The 19,995-nt window shown below is 69.4% G+C and carries 18 protein-coding genes and 2 pseudogenes; 5 read left to right on the forward strand and 15 right to left on the reverse strand.

Going from position 1 to position 19,995, the window contains the following annotated elements:
- Positions 1 to 404 precede the first annotated feature (404 nt).
- Entirely contained in the window at positions 405 to 1,376 is a 972-nt protein-coding gene (locus tag OG386_RS05175; protein WP_328793580.1) for a hypothetical protein, read from the reverse strand.
- Positions 1,377 to 1,491: 115 nt separating this feature from the next.
- Between OG386_RS05175 and OG386_RS05180 the strand changes: the two genes are divergently transcribed.
- Positions 1,492 to 2,577, forward strand: a complete 1,086-nt coding sequence (locus tag OG386_RS05180; RefSeq protein ID WP_328786970.1) for a S8 family peptidase — start codon at positions 1,492 to 1,494, stop codon at positions 2,575 to 2,577.
- 336 nt (positions 2,578 to 2,913) lie between these two features.
- Here OG386_RS05180 and OG386_RS05185 read toward each other — a convergent pair.
- A pseudogene (locus tag OG386_RS05185) lies at positions 2,914 to 3,642 on the reverse strand (helicase associated domain-containing protein); the annotation flags it as partial.
- On the opposite strand from OG386_RS05185, the gene OG386_RS05190 reads away from it, so the two are divergent.
- On the forward strand, positions 3,627 to 3,911 hold the full coding sequence (locus tag OG386_RS05190; RefSeq protein ID WP_328786971.1) for a hypothetical protein: 285 nt from the start codon (positions 3,627 to 3,629) through the stop codon (positions 3,909 to 3,911). The pseudogene OG386_RS05185 and the gene OG386_RS05190 sit on opposite strands and share 16 nt — an antisense overlap.
- Positions 3,912 to 3,923: 12 nt before the next feature.
- On the opposite strand, the gene OG386_RS05195 is transcribed toward OG386_RS05190, so the two are convergent.
- Positions 3,924 to 4,085, reverse strand: coding sequence for a hypothetical protein (locus OG386_RS05195; protein ID WP_328786972.1), 162 nt, complete (start codon positions 4,083 to 4,085; stop codon positions 3,924 to 3,926).
- Positions 4,086 to 4,095: 10 nt separating this feature from the next.
- Positions 4,096 to 4,569: a hypothetical protein gene (locus OG386_RS05200; RefSeq protein ID WP_328786973.1), complete on the reverse strand. Its 474-nt coding sequence runs from the start codon at positions 4,567 to 4,569 to the stop codon at positions 4,096 to 4,098.
- A gap of 105 nt (positions 4,570 to 4,674) precedes the next feature.
- Between OG386_RS05200 and OG386_RS05205 the strand changes: the two genes are divergently transcribed.
- The gene (locus OG386_RS05205; protein ID WP_328786974.1) at positions 4,675 to 6,015 is read left to right on the forward strand and encodes a M4 family metallopeptidase; all 1,341 of its coding nucleotides are present in this window, start codon (positions 4,675 to 4,677) and stop codon (positions 6,013 to 6,015) included.
- Here OG386_RS05205 and OG386_RS05210 read toward each other — a convergent pair.
- From OG386_RS05210 to OG386_RS05235, 6 genes and pseudogenes are all read right to left on the reverse strand, one after another.
- A complete protein-coding gene (locus OG386_RS05210) occupies positions 5,990 to 7,051 on the reverse strand; it encodes a helicase HerA domain-containing protein (protein ID WP_328786975.1) in 1,062 nt (353 codons plus the stop codon). The genes OG386_RS05205 and OG386_RS05210 overlap by 26 nt on opposite strands.
- A gap of 95 nt (positions 7,052 to 7,146) precedes the next feature.
- Positions 7,147 to 8,019: pseudogene (locus OG386_RS05215) on the reverse strand (PAS domain-containing protein); the annotation flags it as partial.
- Between the two features lie 159 nt (positions 8,020 to 8,178).
- On the reverse strand, positions 8,179 to 9,132 hold the full coding sequence (locus OG386_RS05220; protein WP_328793167.1) for an aldo/keto reductase: 954 nt from the start codon (positions 9,130 to 9,132) through the stop codon (positions 8,179 to 8,181).
- A 157-nt stretch (positions 9,133 to 9,289) separates the two neighbouring features.
- Positions 9,290 to 10,621: an ABC transporter substrate-binding protein gene (locus tag OG386_RS05225; RefSeq protein ID WP_328786977.1), complete on the reverse strand. Its 1,332-nt coding sequence runs from the start codon at positions 10,619 to 10,621 to the stop codon at positions 9,290 to 9,292.
- Positions 10,622 to 10,689: 68 nt separating this feature from the next.
- The gene (locus OG386_RS05230; RefSeq protein WP_328786978.1) at positions 10,690 to 11,697 is read right to left on the reverse strand and encodes a carbohydrate ABC transporter permease; all 1,008 of its coding nucleotides are present in this window, start codon (positions 11,695 to 11,697) and stop codon (positions 10,690 to 10,692) included.
- 4 nt (positions 11,698 to 11,701) lie between these two features.
- The gene (locus OG386_RS05235) at positions 11,702 to 12,622 is read right to left on the reverse strand and encodes a carbohydrate ABC transporter permease (RefSeq protein ID WP_328786979.1); all 921 of its coding nucleotides are present in this window, start codon (positions 12,620 to 12,622) and stop codon (positions 11,702 to 11,704) included.
- Positions 12,623 to 13,119: 497 nt separating this feature from the next.
- On the opposite strand from OG386_RS05235, the gene OG386_RS05240 reads away from it, so the two are divergent.
- Positions 13,120 to 14,565 carry an RICIN domain-containing protein gene (locus tag OG386_RS05240; RefSeq protein ID WP_328786980.1) on the forward strand — a complete coding sequence of 482 codons (1,446 nt, stop codon included), beginning with the start codon at positions 13,120 to 13,122 and terminating at the stop codon, positions 14,563 to 14,565.
- An 84-nt stretch (positions 14,566 to 14,649) separates the two neighbouring features.
- Here the strand turns inward: OG386_RS05240 and OG386_RS05245 are convergent, their stop codons facing one another.
- The 4 genes from OG386_RS05245 to OG386_RS05260 form a co-directional block, all read right to left on the reverse strand.
- Positions 14,650 to 16,401: a glycoside hydrolase family 35 protein gene (locus tag OG386_RS05245; RefSeq protein ID WP_328786981.1), complete on the reverse strand. Its 1,752-nt coding sequence runs from the start codon at positions 16,399 to 16,401 to the stop codon at positions 14,650 to 14,652.
- Between the two features lie 108 nt (positions 16,402 to 16,509).
- Complete coding sequence (locus OG386_RS05250) at positions 16,510 to 16,956, reverse strand: ATP-binding protein (RefSeq protein WP_328786982.1); 447 nt, start codon at positions 16,954 to 16,956, stop codon at positions 16,510 to 16,512.
- Positions 16,957 to 17,024: 68 nt separating this feature from the next.
- Entirely contained in the window at positions 17,025 to 17,354 is a 330-nt protein-coding gene (locus OG386_RS05255; RefSeq protein WP_328786983.1) for a putative quinol monooxygenase, read from the reverse strand.
- A 61-nt stretch (positions 17,355 to 17,415) separates the two neighbouring features.
- Positions 17,416 to 18,465: a zinc-binding alcohol dehydrogenase family protein gene (locus OG386_RS05260; protein WP_328786984.1), complete on the reverse strand. Its 1,050-nt coding sequence runs from the start codon at positions 18,463 to 18,465 to the stop codon at positions 17,416 to 17,418.
- Positions 18,466 to 18,710: 245 nt separating this feature from the next.
- On the opposite strand from OG386_RS05260, the gene OG386_RS05265 reads away from it, so the two are divergent.
- The gene (locus tag OG386_RS05265) at positions 18,711 to 19,076 is read left to right on the forward strand and encodes a winged helix-turn-helix transcriptional regulator (protein ID WP_328786985.1); all 366 of its coding nucleotides are present in this window, start codon (positions 18,711 to 18,713) and stop codon (positions 19,074 to 19,076) included.
- A gap of 19 nt (positions 19,077 to 19,095) precedes the next feature.
- Here the strand turns inward: OG386_RS05265 and OG386_RS05270 are convergent, their stop codons facing one another.
- Positions 19,096 to 19,899 (reverse strand): DeoR/GlpR family DNA-binding transcription regulator, encoded by an 804-nt coding sequence (locus OG386_RS05270; protein WP_328786986.1) that lies wholly within the window; start codon positions 19,897 to 19,899, stop codon positions 19,096 to 19,098.
- Between the last annotated feature and the right edge of the window lie 96 nt (positions 19,900 to 19,995).

A 19,995-nucleotide genomic window follows, 5' to 3' on the forward strand; every position in this document is an offset into this window, starting at 1 on the left:
TGAGGTCGGCTTCCACCCGCAAGTGGTGCTCGGACACCTGCCGGCAGAGGGCACTCCGCTGGCGATGGGAACTCCGCGACCGCGCGTCGATATCGACCCAACTTCACTGAACCTTTTCCAACCTGACGGCGGTGCTGGGGTGCTGGCGGGTGTGGGCTGTACGGAACGACGAAGCTCCTGGTAGGCGTGTTCTCGACCAAGATCACCCGTGTCCGCCAGGAGCTTCGCGTGCTTGTCTACCCGTCCTCGATTGATCTCTTCAGCCGCACCCTGCGGTTCCTGGCCGGGCAGCTCTCCGGGCGGCAGAGGCAGATCGGGACGCGGTGGCGACGACTGCCGGCTGGCCGTCAGGCCCTCCTGGTGCTGGCCCACTCGTCCAGCGGGCGACCGGGGAGGCGCGGGGCTCAGGAGGGGCAGTTGCCTACGGTCTTGACCGACCTCAGGTCGGCCGCGCCGAAGGTCTCGACGTCGCCGTTCGGCCGCCTGATCCGCAGCTCGCGGTCGGTCTTGGAGCTGAGGAGCGTGCCGCAGACCTTGGCGTCGTTGCCGCGCGTCACCTCGACGAGAGCCTCCTTCGGGCCCGACCGTGGCCAGAACCAGATGCACCCGATGGCCACCGTGAGCGCACCTAGGGAGCACAGGGCCAGTACCACCGCGCGGCCGAGCTGGCTCGCTGCCTGCTTCAGGCGTTCCCGCCGGTTGTGGAACCAGGTGGTCAGCAGGTGGTCGTTGCCGAGATCGACTTCTACGGGCCACCCGTACGCCGCCTTGTAGGCCGAGACGACGGCGAACGCCGCCCCGCCGACCGCGGCCGCGGTGAACACGCCGCCGACGAGGCGGGCCCACCCGCTCAGGCCCGTGAACGCGTCCTTGCCCATCAGCACCCCTGCCAGCCCGAACAGGCCGAGCAGCGCGGTCACCGCCGCGATCCACTTCTCCGCGGACGACCGGACCGTGCCCTCCTCCGTTGCCGTCACCTCCTGCATGGCACGCAGCGCGGGCAGCATCGAGGCGTCCGTCGCCGCGCGCACCGGCGGATCCGCGTCCGGGTCCAGCGGCATCGTGACCAGCCACCAGCTCCCGCAGGTCTTCACCGGTTCCCCGGCGTCGGCGGAGGCGTGCAGCTCTTCGCAGGCGCACTCGCAGATCCTGGTCATCCGCTCGCTGGGGGCGAGGGCCGGTTTCCGCCCGCTCTGGCCGCGGGCCACGACGGACCGGTCCACGTTCAGCTTGGTGGGGTGGCGGCAGTTCGGGCAGGGGCCCTCGATCCCCAGGATCTTGTTGTCGAACCTGGCCCGGTACACCGTCCACCCGGCCAGCTCGTCGTCCGTGACCATGTACTGCCCGTACCGGTACGGCACCGCGTCTTCCGCCATGGCACCAGGTTCCGGGAATCCGCGGGGACCCGCCCGGGCATGCAGCCAGCTGGCGTAGTCCGCACGCCCCGCGCTCGCGGCGAACCTACGCTGCTCGCAGAAGAGGAGGGCACCCATGTGCGAGGACTGGGCGGGCTACTCGACCGTGGTTGGGCCACGGTGGGAGATCGAATGGCTCATCGGGCGCTGGGAGACACTGCGAACACCGGACCGGCTCCGCATCGAGCGGCCAACGATGGTGAGGTTCCACGACGTCCACCGGGAGGCAGCCCATCGCTTCGAGGACGAGTGGAGCCCGGCCATCGCCGTCGCGCACCACCATCCCGGCCTCGGTATGCGCGCGACGGCGCAGTTGCAGGCCGAGCTCATGCGGGGCCCCCGCGGGCGGTCTGCCTTCTGGGACGCACACCCCTACCACGAAGGGCCTCACCTGCTGTGGGAGCCGGGCTATCGGTTCCGCTCCGCTCAGCAGGGAGTCGCCGGCATCCCTGACGACGCCTTCGACGCGGACGAGCTGGACGCGCTCGTACAAAGCGCACCAGCGGTGCCGAGCGGGCCAACCGCGAACGGCCACCGCGTCGCGGTGCTGGATACCGGTGTCCGCGGTGCCGCCCACGACATGATCGACTTCATCAACTGCCACGACGTGGGGATCACGACAACGCCAGCGGCAGACCCGCACGGACACGGCACGGCGGTCGCCGCGGTCATCACAGCCGTCCGGAGCAGCGCCGACATCCACCCGTTGCGCGTGCTCCGCGAGGACAACCAGGGCGAGTCGTACGAAGTGCTGGCCGGCCTTGTATACACACTGTGGTCAGGCGAGTACGACCTGGTCAACGCCAGTCTGACCACCGACGTGTCGGGACAGTGCGCCACCTCGCTGGGCAGAAGCGTCGACTACCTGCTGAGCTACTGCTCCGCGGAGGTGGCACCGCCCGTGCTGGTAGCCGCCGCAGGGAACTGGGGTTCGGCGCAGACGTCCGGATACCCGGCCTGCCTCCCGGACGCGGTCGTCGCCCTCGCGACGGACGACACGGGCGCGCGTGCCTCGTACAACTGCACACCGCCCCCGGGAGCGATCATGGAGGAGGCCTACGGAGGCAGCGACGCCCAGCCGCTCGGCACCCTCCCCGACGGGACCCGCTTGTTCGGCACTTCCTTTGCGGCCGCCGCCGTCTCGGGCGCCTACCTCCCCTGACGCCCAGGGGCCCGTGATGATCCAGATGATGGCCACGGTGCGGGTGTCCTGACACAAACTACGCAGTGACCCATCTTCGCTGACACAAACAGCCGGTGGTTCAACTTCGATGGCAAAGCGCCCACCTTCACTGTCACGGGTCAGGGCCGCCACCAACGACAAGGTGACGGCCCCCACGTGGCAGGTGCAACACACCCCTATGTTGCGCCCCTGAGCTGCACAAACACCGGCAACGGTCGGCCTGGTTCCGTGTTGCACCCCGCCGTGCACCAGGGAAGGGGAAGGCCCCAGGCATGACGCCCGGGGCCTCGGATTCAGGACCGGCCCAGGGAGCGGTCATGCCCAGTCGAGGCCCAGCTCCCGCAGGGCGTCCAGTTGCTCCTGGGTGAGTTTGTCGCGTCGGGTCTTGGTGTTGGAGATCCATACGCCCAGCTTCACGACGACCGGCTCCGCTTCGCCGTCGACAGTGATCTCCTCCCCGTGGGCCCTGGGGACCGGTCGGTGGGCGCCTTCCCGTTCCACCCACTGGGTGAGGGCTTCCAGGCCCCGCTGGAAAGCCTGTTGTGCCTTGCTCGGGCCCTTCGCCCCGCGGCTGGCCGCAGGGGCCGGAGGCGGCGCCTGGGCTGGTTGCACGCCGAGCGCGGTTAGCCGTGCCTGCTGCTCGGGCAGCAGCCGCGCCCAGATGGCCGGCTGCTTCTGCTGTTGGAGCCAATTGCCGACGTCGTCGCCGTCCATGAGTACGCCGGGTGCGATGTCGGGCAGCTGGCCGTCGGCGTCGATCAGGTCCGCCAGCACGCGGTAGTGGCGCTGCCAGTCGAGCGGCCACGGGCAGTCCCAGTCCTCGTCGATCGCGGTGAGCTGCGCCGCGCGTTCCGCGACCCGGTCCGGGTCCTTGCCCAGGCCGTTCTTCGCGCCCTTCCTGCGGAGGTTGGCCATGTGCTGCCCGATGGGCACCATCTCGTCGCCTTCGCCCCATACCGCGCCCTGTCGGGGTGCGAGGTGCCCGGTGACACGATGGTAGGAGCGGAGCGCGGCGAGCTTGGCCTCCCATGCCTCTTCTGCAGGAGGACGCGAACCGCGGTCCCTCGATCGCGATCCGTAGGCAGATTACCGATGGCGCGATCCCTGCTGTCCGGGTCGGCGGCAATCTGAAGATTCACGAGTCGGACCTGCCGCCGCTGGCCATGCCGGTCATCCCTTCCCGCCCCGACAAGCAGGTACAGGAACAGGTCACAGACGACCTCAATGCATTGGTTGCGAATCTCGTCGCGAGCTGGCCGGAACTCCCCATGGAGCGCAGGGTCGAGCTCGGCCGTCTCTTGGCGACCCCCTGACCTGCGATGAGGTCAGCGCAGGCCGTCTGAGTCGTCGTGCTCTTCGCCGACCGGGAGTGGCCGACGATCACCCCCCGGGTCCTCGCTGTAGATGACTGTGGAGACCGCGCCGTCGTAGGCATCGCCGAGGCCGTTGCCGCTTGTGCCGAGCATGTTCTCCCAGTCGAATCCCATGCCTACGAGCCTAGCTGCACCGCTCGAGAGTCTCGGCGATGTGGGGGTTGCCCTCGTCAACCCCCGGGCGAAGGATCACGTCGAACTTCTCCTCGGCAGCGTTCCACCACAGGCACGCGTAGGCCCAGGGGCTCGATCGCGATCTCGACGACCGGCGCGGTGAAGCCGTGCCCGAAGGGCTTGAGCCCCTCGGTTCGGCGCACCAGCTCGAACAACGGCTGCAGGTGACCGCCATCGGGTGGCAGCGGAGCCGGGCTAGACCACGCTGCTGGAGGCGCTCGCGGGGCGGTGCGCGGGCGATGTGATGGGGTTCGTCCCGCAGCAGCCCCTCGGCCTGGGCCCAGACCACCAACTCCTCGATCAGCTGGTCATCCACAGCCATCACCCACTGCGGCTGGGCCACCTCGACGGTTTCCAGTTCAGGCATGTTGTTACTGGTCACCGGCACATCTTCCATGATCAGGAGTAACACCGTTCGTTTCACGGCCCCCGACTTGCGATGGTTTCGCCCCGCGAGTTTCACCGGAAAAGCAACCCCATCTCACTCCTGGCCTTCCTACTCGCCGTGAGAACCACATGGAAAGCACTCATGTCGACAGCGGCCGTGGCCGCCACCTTGGGTACGACCGGGGTGGCCCAGGCAGGCACACCGAACACCGGTCTCGGGCACGGCTATCACAACGGTGAAGTCAAGATCAGCACGAGCCGGGACACCAACGGTGACCACGTGTTGGTGGATCCCGAGCGCGGCGGTCTCCAGGTGCGCAATCTGGCCAACGACTACTACCAGGGCTGGGACCGGGGCAGGCCGTCCTCGGACGCCGACAACGTCTGGGGCAACGGAAGCAAGGACGACCGGCGGACCACGGACGTGGACGCCTACGTCGCCGCCACGCAGACCTGGGACTACTTCCTGAAACAGCACGGGAGGCGCGGCATTCACGACGACGGGGTGGGGCCCCGGTTGTTCACCGACGTGGGCCCGCCCGACGGTGAATTCTTCGCCCAGTACGACCCGGAGTGCGGTTGTATGGTCCTGGGCCCGGCGGTAGGTGGCAACGCCGCATGGAACACCACCGACGTGGTGGCACACGAGATGACCCACGGGATCACCGGCATGACCGCGGGCCTGAATCTGAACGGCGAGTCCGGTGGCCTGAACGAGTCCACAAGCGACATCTTCGGCACCCTGGTGGAGTTCTCGGCGAACAACGGCAAGGACCGGCCGGACTACACCATCGGTGAGGGCGTGAGCGGCAAACCCCTGCGGTACATGGACGATCCCACCAAGGACGGAGCGTCCAAGGGTTGCTGGTCACCGGGTGTCGGAGAGGGAGAGGAACCCAATCACCACATCGCCGGGATCAGCAACAAGTTCTTCTACCAGTTGGCCGTGGGCAGCGGGAAGTCCCAGTGGGGGGACAGCCCGACCTGCGGCGGAGCGCCAGCGGTCAAGGGCATCGGCAACGACAAAGCCGGGAAGATCTGGTATCGCGCGCTGACCCGCTACCTGATGCCCAACTCCAACTTCTCCGGTGCCCGCGCCGCGACCCTGCGAGCCGCGGCCGATTTGTACGGCAAGAACAGCACGGAAGCCAAGTCCGTGACCGCGGCATGGCTCGCAGCCGGGGTTGACGGCAGCGACCCGGTGCCTCCGGCACCGCTGGCCCCGTCGTTGAAGTGGGTCAACTTCCAGAACAGCGTGGTCGGTGCGGAGATCCTGGTGCGGCTGGTGGCACCCGACCCGCAGCGTCAGCGCGTCACTTTCACCGCCACCGGACTGCCCCCGGGGCTGACTCTGAACGCGGCCACCGGTGTGGTCACCGGCAGGCCCACCCGGCAGGGCAGCTCCGAGGTCACGTTCACCGCGGCCGACTGCGACGGCAACACCTCGAAGCGTCAGATCAGCTGGGAGGTCGCGCCCGGGTGAGTTGCGGGGATTCGTCGGCCCGGTGGCCGTGAGCGCCGATGGCGCGGGCGGTGGCGGACTGGGCGACCAGGAGGACGCGGAGGCGGACCTGGCGGCCCATGAAGAGGATCTCGGCGAGCGCCTCGACGGCCGGGGACGTCTTCGGGTCGCCGGACTCGCGGATCTTCGCCCAGTACCGCTTGAGCTGCGCCATGGTGGCGTTGACCTCTTCGAGGAGAAACACGATCCTCGGACCCACTCGCCACGGTTCGCGTTCGAGGACGTCGTCGGCCAGCTGCTCGGCGAGGGCGAGTCGGCGCCGGCCTTCCTGGGCGAGGCGGACCAGGGCGTCGTGGATCTCGGCGATGCCGCGGCAGTAGGTGACGCCGGGCACGCCGCGGGCCCAGGTGTGGGAGATCCGCTTGAAGTCGAGCACGTAGGCGTGCGCGCCGTTGTGGATGAACTGGCAGGTGATGCAGCGCAGGATGGTGGACTTGCCGCCGCCGGTGCCTGCGGAGATCAGGACGTGCGGGGAATCGGCGTCCAGGTCGACGGAGATCTTCCTCTTGCCCGCTCCCAGGCCGATCAGCGGGGCGGACTCCGGCATCTTCGCGAGGATCTCACGTACGCCGGGGTCGGACAGGGTCAGCTTCTTGGGCGGGGCCTTGCGCTTCCTGACGATGACGTGCGTGTCCTTGCCCGCGCGGCGCCAGGTGAAGGAGACGTTCTCCAGGGCGAGCTTCTTGACGATGAGGTCGGCGACCAGGTCCTCGTTGAACCGCAGGTGTCCGGGGGTGTCGATGCGGATCTCCGCGTCGTCGTCGGAGAACTTCCTGGGGACGTGGAGGTAGCGGCGCGGGTCGGTGAGCTCCGACATGCCCAGCGGCACGGCGAGCGCCTCGTGTAGCGGGGTCACCCACTCCCGCATGAACGCCCGGCGCTTGCGGGTCAGCAGCCCGTACGCCAGGCCGCCGACGGCGAGGGCGGAGGCCGCGGCGATGCCGCTGGTCTCCGCGGCCGCGATGGCGGGGTCGGGGTTCTCCCAGACGTCGCACACGGTGGCGACGGTGGAGTCCTGGTTTTCCCACAGCCCCCAGTAGCCGCCCCCGCCGATCGTGGCCAGGCCACTGACGCGGAAGGTCAGGCGCTGCCACCCTGCCGGGCCGGGAAGTAGCGGCTCGCAGTCGGCATCCCCGGGACGTCCGGCGGTGAGCCCATGAGGCTGCGCTGAAGGGTGAGGGCGACGTGGCGCTGCTGCTCGTAGAGCCGGGCGAGCATCTCCTCGGCGGCTTTGCGCTCCGTGACGTCGCGGATGGCTGCGGAGACGAGCGTCCCGTCGGGGGTTTCCAGGGGACTCAGGCTGATCTCCACGGGAAACTCGCGCCCGTCCCGGCACCGCCCGTACAGCTCCAGCCCCGCCCCCATGGGTCTGACCTGCCGGTTGACGAAGTAGCCGTTGCGGAAGTCGGAGTGGTGGCCGCGGAACCGGTGGGGTACGAGCACCTCGACGGGCCGCCCCAGCAGGTCCTCGCGCGCGTACGCGAAGAGCGCCTCGGTCTGGGCGTTGACCAGCTGGATGATGCCCCTCTCGTCGACGATCACCATCGCGTCGGGGGCCGCCTCCAGCAGGGCGCGGAAGCGTTCCTCGGCTGCCCGGCGCTCGCTGACGTCCCGCACGGCGGCCGAGATCAGCAGCCCTTCGGGGGTCTCCAGCGGGCTCAGGCTGATCTCCACGGGAAACTCGCGCCCGTCGCGGCGCAGGCCGTACAGCTCCAGTCCCGCCCCCATCGGGCGTACCTGCCGGCTGGCCGCGTAGCCGAGCCGGTGGCGTGGATGCTGACCGCGGAACCGCTCGGGCACGAGCACGTCGATGGGCCGCCCCAGGAGTTCCTTCCGCGGGTACCCGAACAGGGCCTCGGTCTGGGCATTGACCAGGCGGATCACCCCGGCGTCGTCCACGATCACCATCGCGTCCGGTGCCGCTTCCAACAGGGCCCTGAAGGGCTCTTCGGTCGTCGCTGCCATGCTGCGCCTCGCACTCGCCGGATCCCTCAGAAGGGGACATCGGACCATGGGGCTGAAAACCGCACCTCCGGTTGACCGAAACCCATCCACAATTGACCGGCTGCGAACGGGCCCACCGCACGCCGCCGGGGACCGCCCGCGGCTCCCCGGCGTCTTCTTTCAGCGGCTCAGCGCGTCGATCTCCGCCAGGTCCTCCTCGGACAGCGGTCCCCCGTGCAGTGCGTCGAGGTTCTGGTCCAGTTGGTTCACGCTGCTCGCGCCGATGATCACGGACACCACTCGCGGGTCGCGCAGCACCCACGAGATCGCCAGTTGCGCCAGGCTCTGTCCGCGCCGCTCCGCCAGTTCGCCCAGGCCCCGCAGTTGCTCCAGCTTGGCGCCGGTCAGCGCCTCCTCCTTGAGGAAGTGCCCGACCGACATCCGCGAACCGGCGGGCACCTCGCCGGCGAGGTAGCGACTCGTCAGAAGGCCCTGCGCGAGCGGCGAGTAGGCGATCAGGCCGGTTCGGGTGTCGCCCACCGCGTCCAGCAGTCCGCCCTCGGGCGTGCGGTCGAGGATCGAGTAGCGGGCCTGGTTCAGCAGTACCGGTACGCCGAGCTCGCGCAGGATCGCCACCGCCTCGCGATGCCGCTCGGCCGGGTAGTTGGAGATGCCGGCGTACAGCGCCTTACCTGAGCGCACCGCCGTGTGCAGCGCCCCCATGGTCTCCTCGAGCGGGGTCTCGGGGTCGTAGCGGTGCGAATAGAACACGTCCACGTACTCCAGGCCCATCCGCTGCAGCGACTGGTCCAGGCTCGCCAGCAGGTACTTGCGGCCGCCGCCGTCCCCGTACGGACCGGGCCACATGTCGTAGCCCGCCTTGGAGGCGATGAACAGCTCGTCCCGGTACGGACGGAAGTCCTGCGCGAAGAGACGGCCGAAGTTGCGCTCCGCGCTCCCGTACGGCGGGCCGTAGTTGTTCGCCAGGTCGAAGTGCGTGACGCCCCGGTCGAACGCCCGGCGCAGCACCGCCCGCTGCACCTCCAACGGCCGGCCGTCACCGAAGTTGTGCCACAGGCCCAGCGAGACGACGGGCAATCGGACACCGCTGTGTCCGGCCCGGCGGTAGGTCATGGATGCGTAGCGGTCCCGCGTGGCGTGGTAGTTCACGTCCCAATCCTGCCCGATTCCGATCAGAATCGGAACCTAATCAACACATCTCAACATCATGGTCCACGGCATGAACGGCCGGCGAGGGCGCGACCTCGGCTCACGCCCTCGCCGATGCCGGCTATGGGGCGACGGTGAACCCTTGGTCCGTGCCGTACTTGGCACTGGTGGCCCGCCAGGCCTCCAGGCCCTGGGTCAGCGTCGTCGAGGAGACGTACGCCTTGCCGACGGTGTCGCTGAAGACCGAGTTCGCGTAGACCTGGTACGGCAGGTACGACCAGCCCGCGGCGACGTCACGGGCTGCCTCGGCCAGGATCCGGTTGGCCTGCTGACCCCCGAAGTAGGGGAACGGGGTGTCCAGGAAGGCCTGCGATTCCAGGTCCGCCCGCGTGGCGGGGAAGGCGCCCTCGGACACACGGGCCGTGGCGCCGGCCCCCGTGGTCGCGTACTCGATGAAGGCGTAGGCCAGCGCCTTGTTCTTCGACGCCTTCGGCACGGCGAGGGAGCTACCCCCGTTCTCCGCGCCCGCCTTGGCGCCCTTGGTCCACTGCGGGAGGGGAGCCACGCGCCAGTCCCCCGACGCGGCGGGGGCACCCGTGACGAAGTTGGCCGGCATCCAGGCACCTATGGACAGGGTGGCGATGCTGCCGTCCGACAGTCCCTTGTACCACTCGTCGCTCCAGGAGGTGACCGGCGCGAGCAGTCGCTCGTCGATCAGCTTCTGCCAGGTACCCGCGTACTGCGCCGTGCCCGCGTCCCCGAAGTCGAGGCCGATCTCGGTGCCCTCCACCTTGTACGGACGTCCGCCCGCCTGCCAGATCAGGCTGGTCGTGGCGCCGGCGTCCCCGGTGTCGTTCGTGATGTAGAGCTTCGGGTCCGCCTTGTGCAGGGCGCGCGCCGCTTCCACGTACTCGTCCCAGGTGGTGGGGACGGCGATGCCGTGCCGGTCGAACACCTTCTTGTTGTAGAACAGCGCCATGGGTCCGGAGTCCATGGGGAGGGCGTAGATGCCCTTGCCGTACTTCACCCCGCTCCAGGGACCGGTGGTGAAGGCCTGGTCGTGGCCGGAGGCGCCGTAGGGGGAGAGCTCCTCCAGGGATTTGCCGATGGCGAACTGACCGACCGCGTAGTACTCGACCTGGGCCACATCCGGGGCTCCCGAGCCGGCGGCGATGGCGTTCTGGAGCGCAGTGTACTGCTTGTTGTTCGTGCCCGCGTTGACGAGCTCGATGTCCACCTTCGGGTACTTCTTCTCGAAGTCGGCGGCCACCTTCTTGAGCGTGGGCTCCCACGCCCACACCGTCACCTTGCCTCCGGCTTCGAGTGCTGCCGCCACGTCCTTCGCGGCGCTGTCGGCCCCCGGGTCCGGCGATCCGCAGGCGGTGGCGCCGAGGGTCAGGGCGCACGTCACGGCGACGGCGGCGACGATCCGGCGGCGGTTGTTCGTTCTCATCGGTGGTGCTCCTGATTCGGTGTGCGGATGAAGTGGGACGGGAGGGGCCGAGCGCGCAGCCGGACGCGTCACTCCTTGACGCTGCCGGCGGCCAGGCCCGACTGCCAGTAGCGCTGGAGCAGGAGGAAGACGACGACGATCGGCGCGATGGTGAGCAGGGAGCCGGTGATGATGAGGTCGAAGACGGGCTCGCCGCCCGCGGTCCTGGCCTGGGCGCTCCACGCGTTGAGACCGAGGGTGAGCGGATACCAGTCCGGATCCTTGATCATGATCAGCGGCAGGAAGTAGTTGTTCCAGGTCGCGACCATGGAGAAGAGCAGCACCGTCACGGTTCCCGGCATCAGCAGCGGCAGGGCGATCCGGAAGAAGATGCGCAGCTCGCCGGCACCGTCGATGCGGGCGGCCTCGAGCAGTTCGGAAGGTACCGCTTGCGCGGTGAACACCCACATCAGGTAGAGCCCGAAGGGCGAGACCAGGGAGGGGATGATCACTGCCCACGGCGTGTTGGCCAGGCCCATGCCGCTGAACATCAGGAACGTGGGGACGGCGAGGGCCGTGCCGGGGACGGCCACGGCCCCGATGACGACGGCGAACACGGCTCGGCGGCCCGGGAACTCGTACACGGCCAGCGCGTATCCGCCGAGGACGGCGAGCAGCGTCGCACCGCCCGCGCCGGCGGCGACGTAGAGCAGTGTGTTCAGCGTCCAGCGGACGAAGGCGCCGTCGTCATAGGTCAGCGTGCGGGAGATGTTGTCCCAGAGCTGGAAGTCCTCGCCGAGCCACAGGCCGAAGGAGTCGAGGAGGTCCTCCTGGTCCTTGGTCGCGTTGATGACCAGCCACACGAGGGGCAGGAGGGTGTATACGAGGACCAGGCCGGTCACCAGGGTCAGCGGGATGCTGGGCCTGGGATCGAGCGGGGTGTGGGCCCGTCGGCGGCGACGCTTCGGCGCCGCTCTGGGCGGTGCGGCAGCCGGGGGCCTCTGTGATCCGGTGGCAGCGCCGCTCGCGTCCGCGCCGGAGGAGTCGGCGGTGCGCTCCCTCGTGTCCGAGGAGACACCGGTGGGGTCCGTGATCATGTGCTCAGCCCTTCCGCATGCCGCGGAGCTGGACCGCGTAGGCGATGACCGCGGTGAAGACGCCCATCACGATGGCGATGGTCGCCGCGTAGTTGTGCTGCTGCCCGGAGAAGGCCAGCGAGTACGTGTAGAGGTTCGGGGTGTAGTCGGTCGTGATCGCGTTGGGAGCGAGGCTCTGCATGATGTTCGGCTCGTTGAACAGCTGGAAGCTCCCGATGATCGAGAAGATCGTCGCGATGACCACCGCGCTGCGGATGGCCGGCAGTTTGATCGCGGTGACGATGCGCCACTCCCCGGCGCCGTCGATGGCCGCCGCCTCGTAGAGGGAGCGCGGAACCACCTTCAGGGCGGCATAGAAGATCAAGGTGTTGTAGCCGACGAACTCCCAGGTCACGACGTTGCCGATGGAAGCGAGGACCAACGGGGGCGAGAGCGGGTCCGGGAGCGCCAGGCCGAAGGCGTCGTTCAGGTTGCCCACCAGGCCGAACCGGGTGCCGTAGATGAACCCCCACATCAGGCTGGCCACCACTGCCGGTACGGCGTAGGGAAGGAAGACGGCCACCCTGAAGAATGCCTTGCCGTACAGCCGGCCGCTGTCGATGGCGAGCGCGACGAGCAACGCGATCCCCAGCATCACCGGCACCTGGAGGAGCAGGAAAAGTCCGACCCGGGCCGATCCCTCCCAGAACCGCGTATCGGTCAGTGCTTGGAGATAGTTGTCCGCGCCGACGAAGGAGGTACCGCCGACGAGTCGGTCGCGCATCAGGCTGAGATAGAACGCGTACCCGATGGGAGCCAGGAAGACGAGGGCGAACACCGCTGCGAAGGGTCCGGCGAACCCCCAGCCGACGAGGGCGTTCCGACGTGCGCGTGAACGGGAACGGGATGGGGGGACTGCCTTTGCCGGTGCCGGCAGGAGCGACATGGTGGGTCCTTGCGTCAGTGACCTACAGGTCCGCGACGGAGGAAGGGATGACTGGCCTCCGGGCCGGAATCGGCCTCCATGGGGCAGGACCTGATGAGAAATGTTTACGTAACCATCGGTCCGGCGATCGTGGCACTCCCGGTGGGGAGCGTCAAGCATTCTGCGCCCGCTGGCCGAAAAAGGAGTCGCCGGACGGCCATGCCGCCCGCCGGGGCGCCCTTCACGTACACCCGGCCGCAGACCTTCTGGCCAATCCTCAACGAGCAAAGCGGAGTTGGGCGGCAAGGCGGCACCCGGCCGGTTGTGACGATTCGCGTCCGATTGCTTGACAGTCCCCGACGCGGCTCCCAGACTCGCAGCCAACCGCTGAGTGTTTACGTAAACATTACAGAGGTGGAACACCGATTTCACCGGGGCCGGCTTCTCCGCCGGGTCCGGAGCCATGGGCCCGTCCACCCACGGACACCTCCTTGCCCGCCAGCCATCGCGAGGTACTCATGCGACGTCATCCCCCCTGCATCGCAGCCCTGTTCGCCGTTCTGGTCGCCCTCATCGCGAGCCTCCTCGGCGGTCTCGGCACCGCCGCGGCCTCCCCCTCCCCCGTCACCGTCATCAACGCGACGCAGTTCACCGATCCCGCCGGCCGGCCCGTCCACGCCCATGGCGGAGGGGTCATCAAGGTGGACGAGTACTACTACTGGTTCGGAGAGGACCGGAACCCCGACAACAGCTTCCGGTACGTCTCCGCCTACCGCTCCACCGACCTGAAGACGTGGGAGTTCCGCGGCCACGTCCTGTCCCAGGCCAGCCACCCGGAGCTGGCCACCGCCAACATCGAACGCCCGAAGGTGATGTACAACCGCGCCACCGGGCAGTTCGTCATGTGGATGCACAAGGAGGGCAGCGCCACCGACTACAGCGAGGCCCGTGCCGCGGTGGCCGTCTCCTCCACGGTCGACGGCGACTACTCCTGGCGCGGGAGCTTCCGGCCGCTGGGGCACATGTCCCGGGACATCACGACCTTCGTGGACACCGACGGCACCGGCTACATGATCTCCGCCGCCAACGAGAACGCGGACCTGCACGTCTACCGGCTCACCGCGGACTACACCGGCATCGAGACCCGGGTGCAGAAGCTGTGGGCCGGCCAGTCGCGCGAGGCTCCGGCCCTGTTCAAGCGCGACGGCGTCTACTTCCTGGTGACGTCCGGCGCCACCGGCTGGTCCCCCAACCAGCAGAAGTACGGCACGGCCGACAGCATCACCGGCACCTGGAGCTCGCTGCGGGACCTGGGCGACGGCAGGACCTACGGTTCCCAGACGGCCTTCGTGCTGCCCGTCGAGGGGACGTCCGGTGTCACCACCCACCTGTACATGGGCGACCGCTGGGGCAACTCGATGGGCGGCACGGTCAACGACTCGCAGTACATCTGGCTCCCGTTGAAGTTCCCGACCAGGACCACCCTGTCCATGGACTACTACCCGCAGATCATCGTCTCCACGGAGAACGGGACCGTGCGGGGCACCGGGGACTGGAACACCCTCACCGCCGCGCACAGCGGCAAGTGCGCCGACGCCGCCGACTGGTCGGTGGCCGAGGGCGCCGCGCTGATCCAGTGGACCTGCGCGGCGGGCAGCGTCAACCAGCAGGTGTGGTTCCAGGGCGTGGGGGAACGGATCATGCTCCGTCACAGCGGGAAGTGCCTCGCGGTGCGGGACGCGTCCCCCGATGACGGCGCCGCGGTCGTCCAGACCACCTGCGGCGACGGGCCCGGACAGAAGTGGAGGACGGCCCAGGCGGGCCCGACCGGTATGCGCCTCGTCGCCCAGCACAGCGGCAAGTGCGTCGATGTCGCGAACCAGTCATGGGCCGACGGCACGCGGCTCGTCCAGTGGACGTGCAACGGCGGCGACAACCAGAAGTGGCGGCGCTCGGCCGTCTGACCCGCCCCTCCCCTTCGCCCCGGCACCGGTGGGGCCGTGTGAACCCACGACGTGGGACACGGCCCCGCACGGCCGCCGGGGCGCTCAGTCCTCGACGGGACCGAGGTCGGGCGCGTCCCGGAAGGCCACCTTCCGGTCAGGGCCGGGTGCGTGGAGTTCGAGTACGACGACTTCGTTCGCGCCCCTGCGCAGCACCGGGCCGGGGACGTACAGCGAGTGCTGGGGGCCCCGGGACCAGTAGCGGCCGAGGGCGAAGCCGTTGACCCAGACGCTGCCCTTCCGCCAGCCGTCGAGGTGGAGGAAGGTGTCGGCCGGCCGGTCCGCGTCGAAGGTGCCCCGGTAGAAGGCCGGTCCGGTCGGTGTGGCCGCCCCGGCGCCGAACGGCAGGTCCTCAAGGGCCGTGAGCGGCAGCGGACGGCTGGTCCATCCGTCGAGCGGGGAGCCGCCGAGCGAAACGCGGCCGAGCAGTCCCTTGCGGTCGTGGATGCCCCAGCCGTAGTTCACCCGCCCCTGGTTCTCGACGAGAACGCTCAGGACGGCGCCCGGCCGCGGGACCGCGAAAGTGAGGGCGTGCTCGTGGCTCTCCCGCTCCAGCACCCCCACCGGCTGGCCGTCGACGAAGACCTGGGCGCGGTCGCGTACCTGCTCCAGTTCGAGCAGGGCGGGCCCGGCATCCGGCAGGTCCGCCTCGTACAGCACGAAACCGTAGCCCTGTCCGAGTTCCTCCATGGTCAGCGGACGAGGCGAGGCGACGGCGTCCCCGAGGGCCGGTGCGGCGTCCAGCAGACCGATGCTCTCGGTCAGCTCCACCGCCTCCAGGCTGAACTTCGCAGCACGTGGGGGCGGTACCTCTGCCGGGACCGGGGCGTATTTGGCGATGACCTTGCGGAACGCGGCGAACTTCTCGGTCGGGTCGCCGGCCTCGTCGAGGGGGGCGTCGTAGTCGTAGGAGGTCACGGTCGGCCGGTAGGTGTGCTTGTCGTTGGCGCCGTTCATGAAGCCGAAGTTCGTGCCGCCGTGGAACATGTAGAAGTTCACGGAGGCCCCGGTCGCGAGCAGCTCGTCGAGCTCCTGGGACGCCTGCTCCGCGCCGCGGACGACATGGTGTGCGCCCCACCGGTCGAACCAGCCGATCCAGAACTCCGTGCAGAGCAGCGGCCCGGACGGCCGGGCGGTGCGCAGGGTCGCGAGGTGTGCCGCCGACCGGCTGCCGAAGTTCGCGGTGGCGAGCACGCCCGGCAGCGCCCCTCGTTCGAGGTCGGCCGGCTGGTCACAGGTGAAGAGCGGGACGTCGACGCCGTGGCGGTGCAGGGAGTCGGCGAGGTGCTCCAGGTAGGCGGTGTCGTCTCCGTACGCGCCGTACTCGTTCTCCACCTGCACGGCCAGCACCGGTCCGCCCCGGGTGGCGAGGCGGTCGTGCAGCGGGGGCAGGAGCCGGCCGAAGTAGTCGTCGACCGCGGCGAGGAACCGCGGGTCGCGGCTGCGCAGCCGCATGGACGGGTCGGCCAGGAGCCACGAGGGCAGGCCGCCGCCCTCCCATTCGGCACAGATGTAGGGGCCGGGCCGCAGGAGTACGTGCAGCCCCTCGGCGGCGGCGAGATCGAGGAACCGGGGCAGGTCGAGCCCGTCGTCCATGCGGAACTCGTCGGGCCGCGGCTGGTGGAGGTTCCACGGCACGTACGTCTCCACCGTGTTGAGTCCCATGAGACGGGCCTTGTGCAGCCGGTCGGCCCACAGGTCGGGATGGACGCGGAAGTAGTGCAGTCCGCCCGAGAGGATGCGGAAGGGATCTCCGTCGAGCCGGAATCCGTCGTCTTCGATCTGGAGAAGGGGCATGCGCGTGCTCCTCAACTGAGCAGGGATGCGCGGATCGCGCGCGGGACTGTCGCCGTGCTGAATGTTTGCGTAAACATTGGCGCGATGGCAAGTCCTTGCTGCGGACGGTCAGGTGGGCAGCTCAGCCCAGACCAGCTGGCCGGCGGCCGTCGGCCGGACTCCCCAGGCGCTGCTCAGCGTGTCCACCAGCAGCAGGCCGCGGCCCGTGCAGCTCTCGACGCGGACCGAGTGGGTGCGGGAGCGTGGGTCGAAACCCGGGCCGAAGTCCTCGACTTCCAGCCGCACCACCCGTCGGCCGGTGTCGGGACATCGCAGGGCCAGGGTGATCCGGGCCGGGGTGCCGCCGTGGCGCACGGCGTTGGTGGCCAGTTCGGTCGCGATCAGGAGGAGGTCGTCGCTCGGCCCGTGCAGGTGCCATCCGGCGAGCCGGGCCGTGATCCAGGTCCGGAGCAGGCGTGGGGCCTTGAGGTCCGCGGGAAGCTCGTAGCGGTGTGCGCACGGGCTGACCTTGCGGGAGCTCGGAGCGGTTGTGGTGACGCGGGCGGTGCGAGGCATGAGATCTCCTCGGCTTGCTGGTGTCCGCCTGCCCGCCTGTGCCGGGCGGACAGGCGGGCAGGCGGCCGTCAGGCCGGGTCGGCCGTGACGGTGACGGGGACCTCGCGCAGCGGAATCAGCTTGATCGGTTCCGCCAGGAGCTCTTCGAAGCGGGCTGCGAAGGCCTGGAAGTGGGGCGTGGCCATGTGGAAGTCAAGGGCTTCCTGGTCGGCCCAGGTCTCGCGTACGTAGAAGGTGCCGGGCTCCTCCAGCAGTTCGAACGGCGCGTAGTCGAAGCACCCGTCCTCGGCGCGGGACGGTTCGACCAGTGCGGCCAGGGCGTCCTGCAACGCTCGGCGCCGCGTCGGCTTCGCGCGCACGCGGGCAAGGGCGACGAGCGGCTGGGAAAGGGGGGACATGGCCTTCTCCTCGGGTCGGACGGCGCCGGGGCGGCGCGATGGGTGAGCTCTGGTCACCGGCTCAGAAGCCGGTGAGGGTGATCTTGCCGATGGCGCTGCCGGATTCCAGGATCCGGTGGGCTTGGCGCAGATGGGCCGCGTTGACCGTGCCGAGGTCGGTGGTGGCGGTCGTCGCGAGGGCGCCGCGGTCGACGAGCCCGGCGACGCGGGTGAGGATGTCGTGCTGCCGAGCCCGGTCCGGGGTGCGGTACAGCGACCGGGTGAACATCAGCTCCCAGTGGAAGGAGATGCTCTTGGACTTCAGCAGCCCGATCTCCACGGGCCCGAAGTCGTCGATGGCAACGATCCCGCCGAAGGGCACCAGCATGTCCGCGTAGGCGGCGAGGTTGCGGTCCGTGCCGGCCGTGCTGAAGACGTGGTCCAGGCCGCCGGGTGCGACCTCGGCCACCTGCTGCGGCAGCGGGCGGTGGTGGTCGACGACGTGCGTGACGCCCATCCGGCGTGCGAACTCGGCGCTCTCCGGCCGCGAGGCGGTGCCGATCACCGTCAGGTCGGTGAGGGCCCGGGCCAGTTGCGCCACCATGGCCCCGACGCCGCCGGCGGCCGCTGTCACCAGCATCGTGCCGCTCTCCCGTCCGGTTCCTCCCTCGCGCAGGCCGAGCCGTTCGAAGAGGCCCTCCCAGGCGGTGAGGGAGGTCAGCGGAAGGGCTGCGGCGTCCGTGAAGGAAAGCGTGGCCGGCTTGGGCCCGACGATGCTCTCGTCGACGACGTGGTACTGGGCGTTGGTGCCGGGGCGGTCGATCGCGCCGGCGTAGTAGACCTCGTCGCCGACCGCGAACAGCTCGACCCGGTCGCCGACCGCGACGACGGTGCCGGCCGCGTCCCAGCCCAGCACCTTGGGGCGGCCGCCCGGGTCGTCGTTGCGGCGCACCTTGTAGTCGACCGGGTTGACCGCGACGGCCTCGACCCGGACGAGGAGGTCGTGCGGGCCGGGCCGGGGCACGGGCAGTTCGACGTCCACCAGGCTCTCGTCGTCCTCGACCGGCAGGCTCGCGCGGTAGGCGACCGCCCGCATCGTCTCGTCCGGCGTCTCGTTCGGCATCTCGTTCATCCCGCTTCCTCTTACGGTGGTCTTCTTCTCCGACTCGGCCGCCGGCGTCAGAACGCTGTCCTGCGGCGACGCCGGTCGGGGGTTCCGACTCCGGCGAACCGGGCTCCTGACCCGGGCCGGGGAGGGAGCCGGAGACCCGTTCCGGACGGTACCCCCGGGGACGTAGTAACCTGCAAGGGAGGCTACTTCCCATTGGGAAGTATCGAGGTGGACGACGCACCGGACAGGAAGTGGAAGTCATGGTCATGGGCTGTACGTCGGAGCGGCACGACCAGCACGACGTCTACGCGGCGCAGTGCCCGTGCCGCGAGGTGCTCGACCTCCTGGCCAACAAGTGGTCCGCGCTGGCCATCGGCGCCATGGAGGACGGGCCGCAGCGCTTCGGCGCCCTGCTCCGCCGCCTCCAGGGTGTCAGTCCGAAGGTCCTGACCGGCACGCTGCGCCGCTTGGAGGAGAAGGGATTCGTCGACCGGACCGTGTACCCGGCGGTTCCGCCGCACGTGGAGTACGCGCTCACGGCGCTCGGTCACAGCGTGGCGGAGCCCTTGGGGCAGCTGCGGAGCTGGGTCGAGAACCACCTCGACGAGATCCAGGCCCTTGATCCTGCCTGAGACCTGTCGCTGCCGGCCTTCAGGGCTGGGTGGTGCCCAGGAGCAGTTCTCCCACCGAATCCCTCAGGACGGAGCACGCCTCGGGGTCGAGGCCGTCGTCGGAGATGAAGTAGTCGATCTCCGAGAGGGCGATGAACCGGCTGAGACCGACGACGCCCCATTTGGTGTGGTCCGCGACCACGGCCACCTGAGTGGCGCAGTCGATCAGTGCCCGGTTGGTCTGGGCCTCGGCGAGGTTCGGAGTCGTCGCGCCGGCGCGTTCGGAGACGCCGTGCGCTCCGATGATGAGCAGGTCCACCTGGAGGGAACGGATCGCCTGGTCGGCGAGGGGTCCGACGAGCGAGGCCGACTTGGTGGGAGTGCCGCCGGTCAGGAGCAGCGCGGGGCCCGTGGGGCCCTCGGCCCCGGTGGGCCGCAGCAGTTGGGCGACCGGCAGGGAGTTGGTCACCACCGTCAGACCCGCGATGTCCCGGAGCCGGGTCGCTACCGCGTAGGACGTCGTTCCGCCGGAGATGGCCACGACGCTGCCCGGTTTCACGAGGGCGGAGGCTGCCTCGGCCACCGCCGACTTGGCCCGCGACTCCAGACCGGCCTTCGTTTCGAAGGGTGGTTCGTCTCCTGTGGTGACGGAGGCGCTGATCGCGCCCCCGTGCACCTTCGACAGGGAACCGGCGCGGGCGAGCACGTCGAGGTCGCGACGAATGGTCATGTCGGAGACGCCCAGCTGTTCCACGAGATCGGCCACCCGCACGGCGCCCTCGCGGCGCACGATGTCGAGGATGAGAGCCTGCCGCTGCGGTGCAAGGCGTGCTGACTCGGTCACGATCTCGTCCCCCGTTTCTCTGCGCGCCGTCCGTGTACGCCGCCAAAGTCGCACGGCATTCCTCACGAACGAACAGTCTACGTCGCAGGGCTTCGG

This window comes from Streptomyces sp. NBC_00273 (assembly GCF_036178145.1).
In the GTDB taxonomy this organism is placed as follows: domain Bacteria; phylum Actinomycetota; class Actinomycetes; order Streptomycetales; family Streptomycetaceae; genus Streptomyces.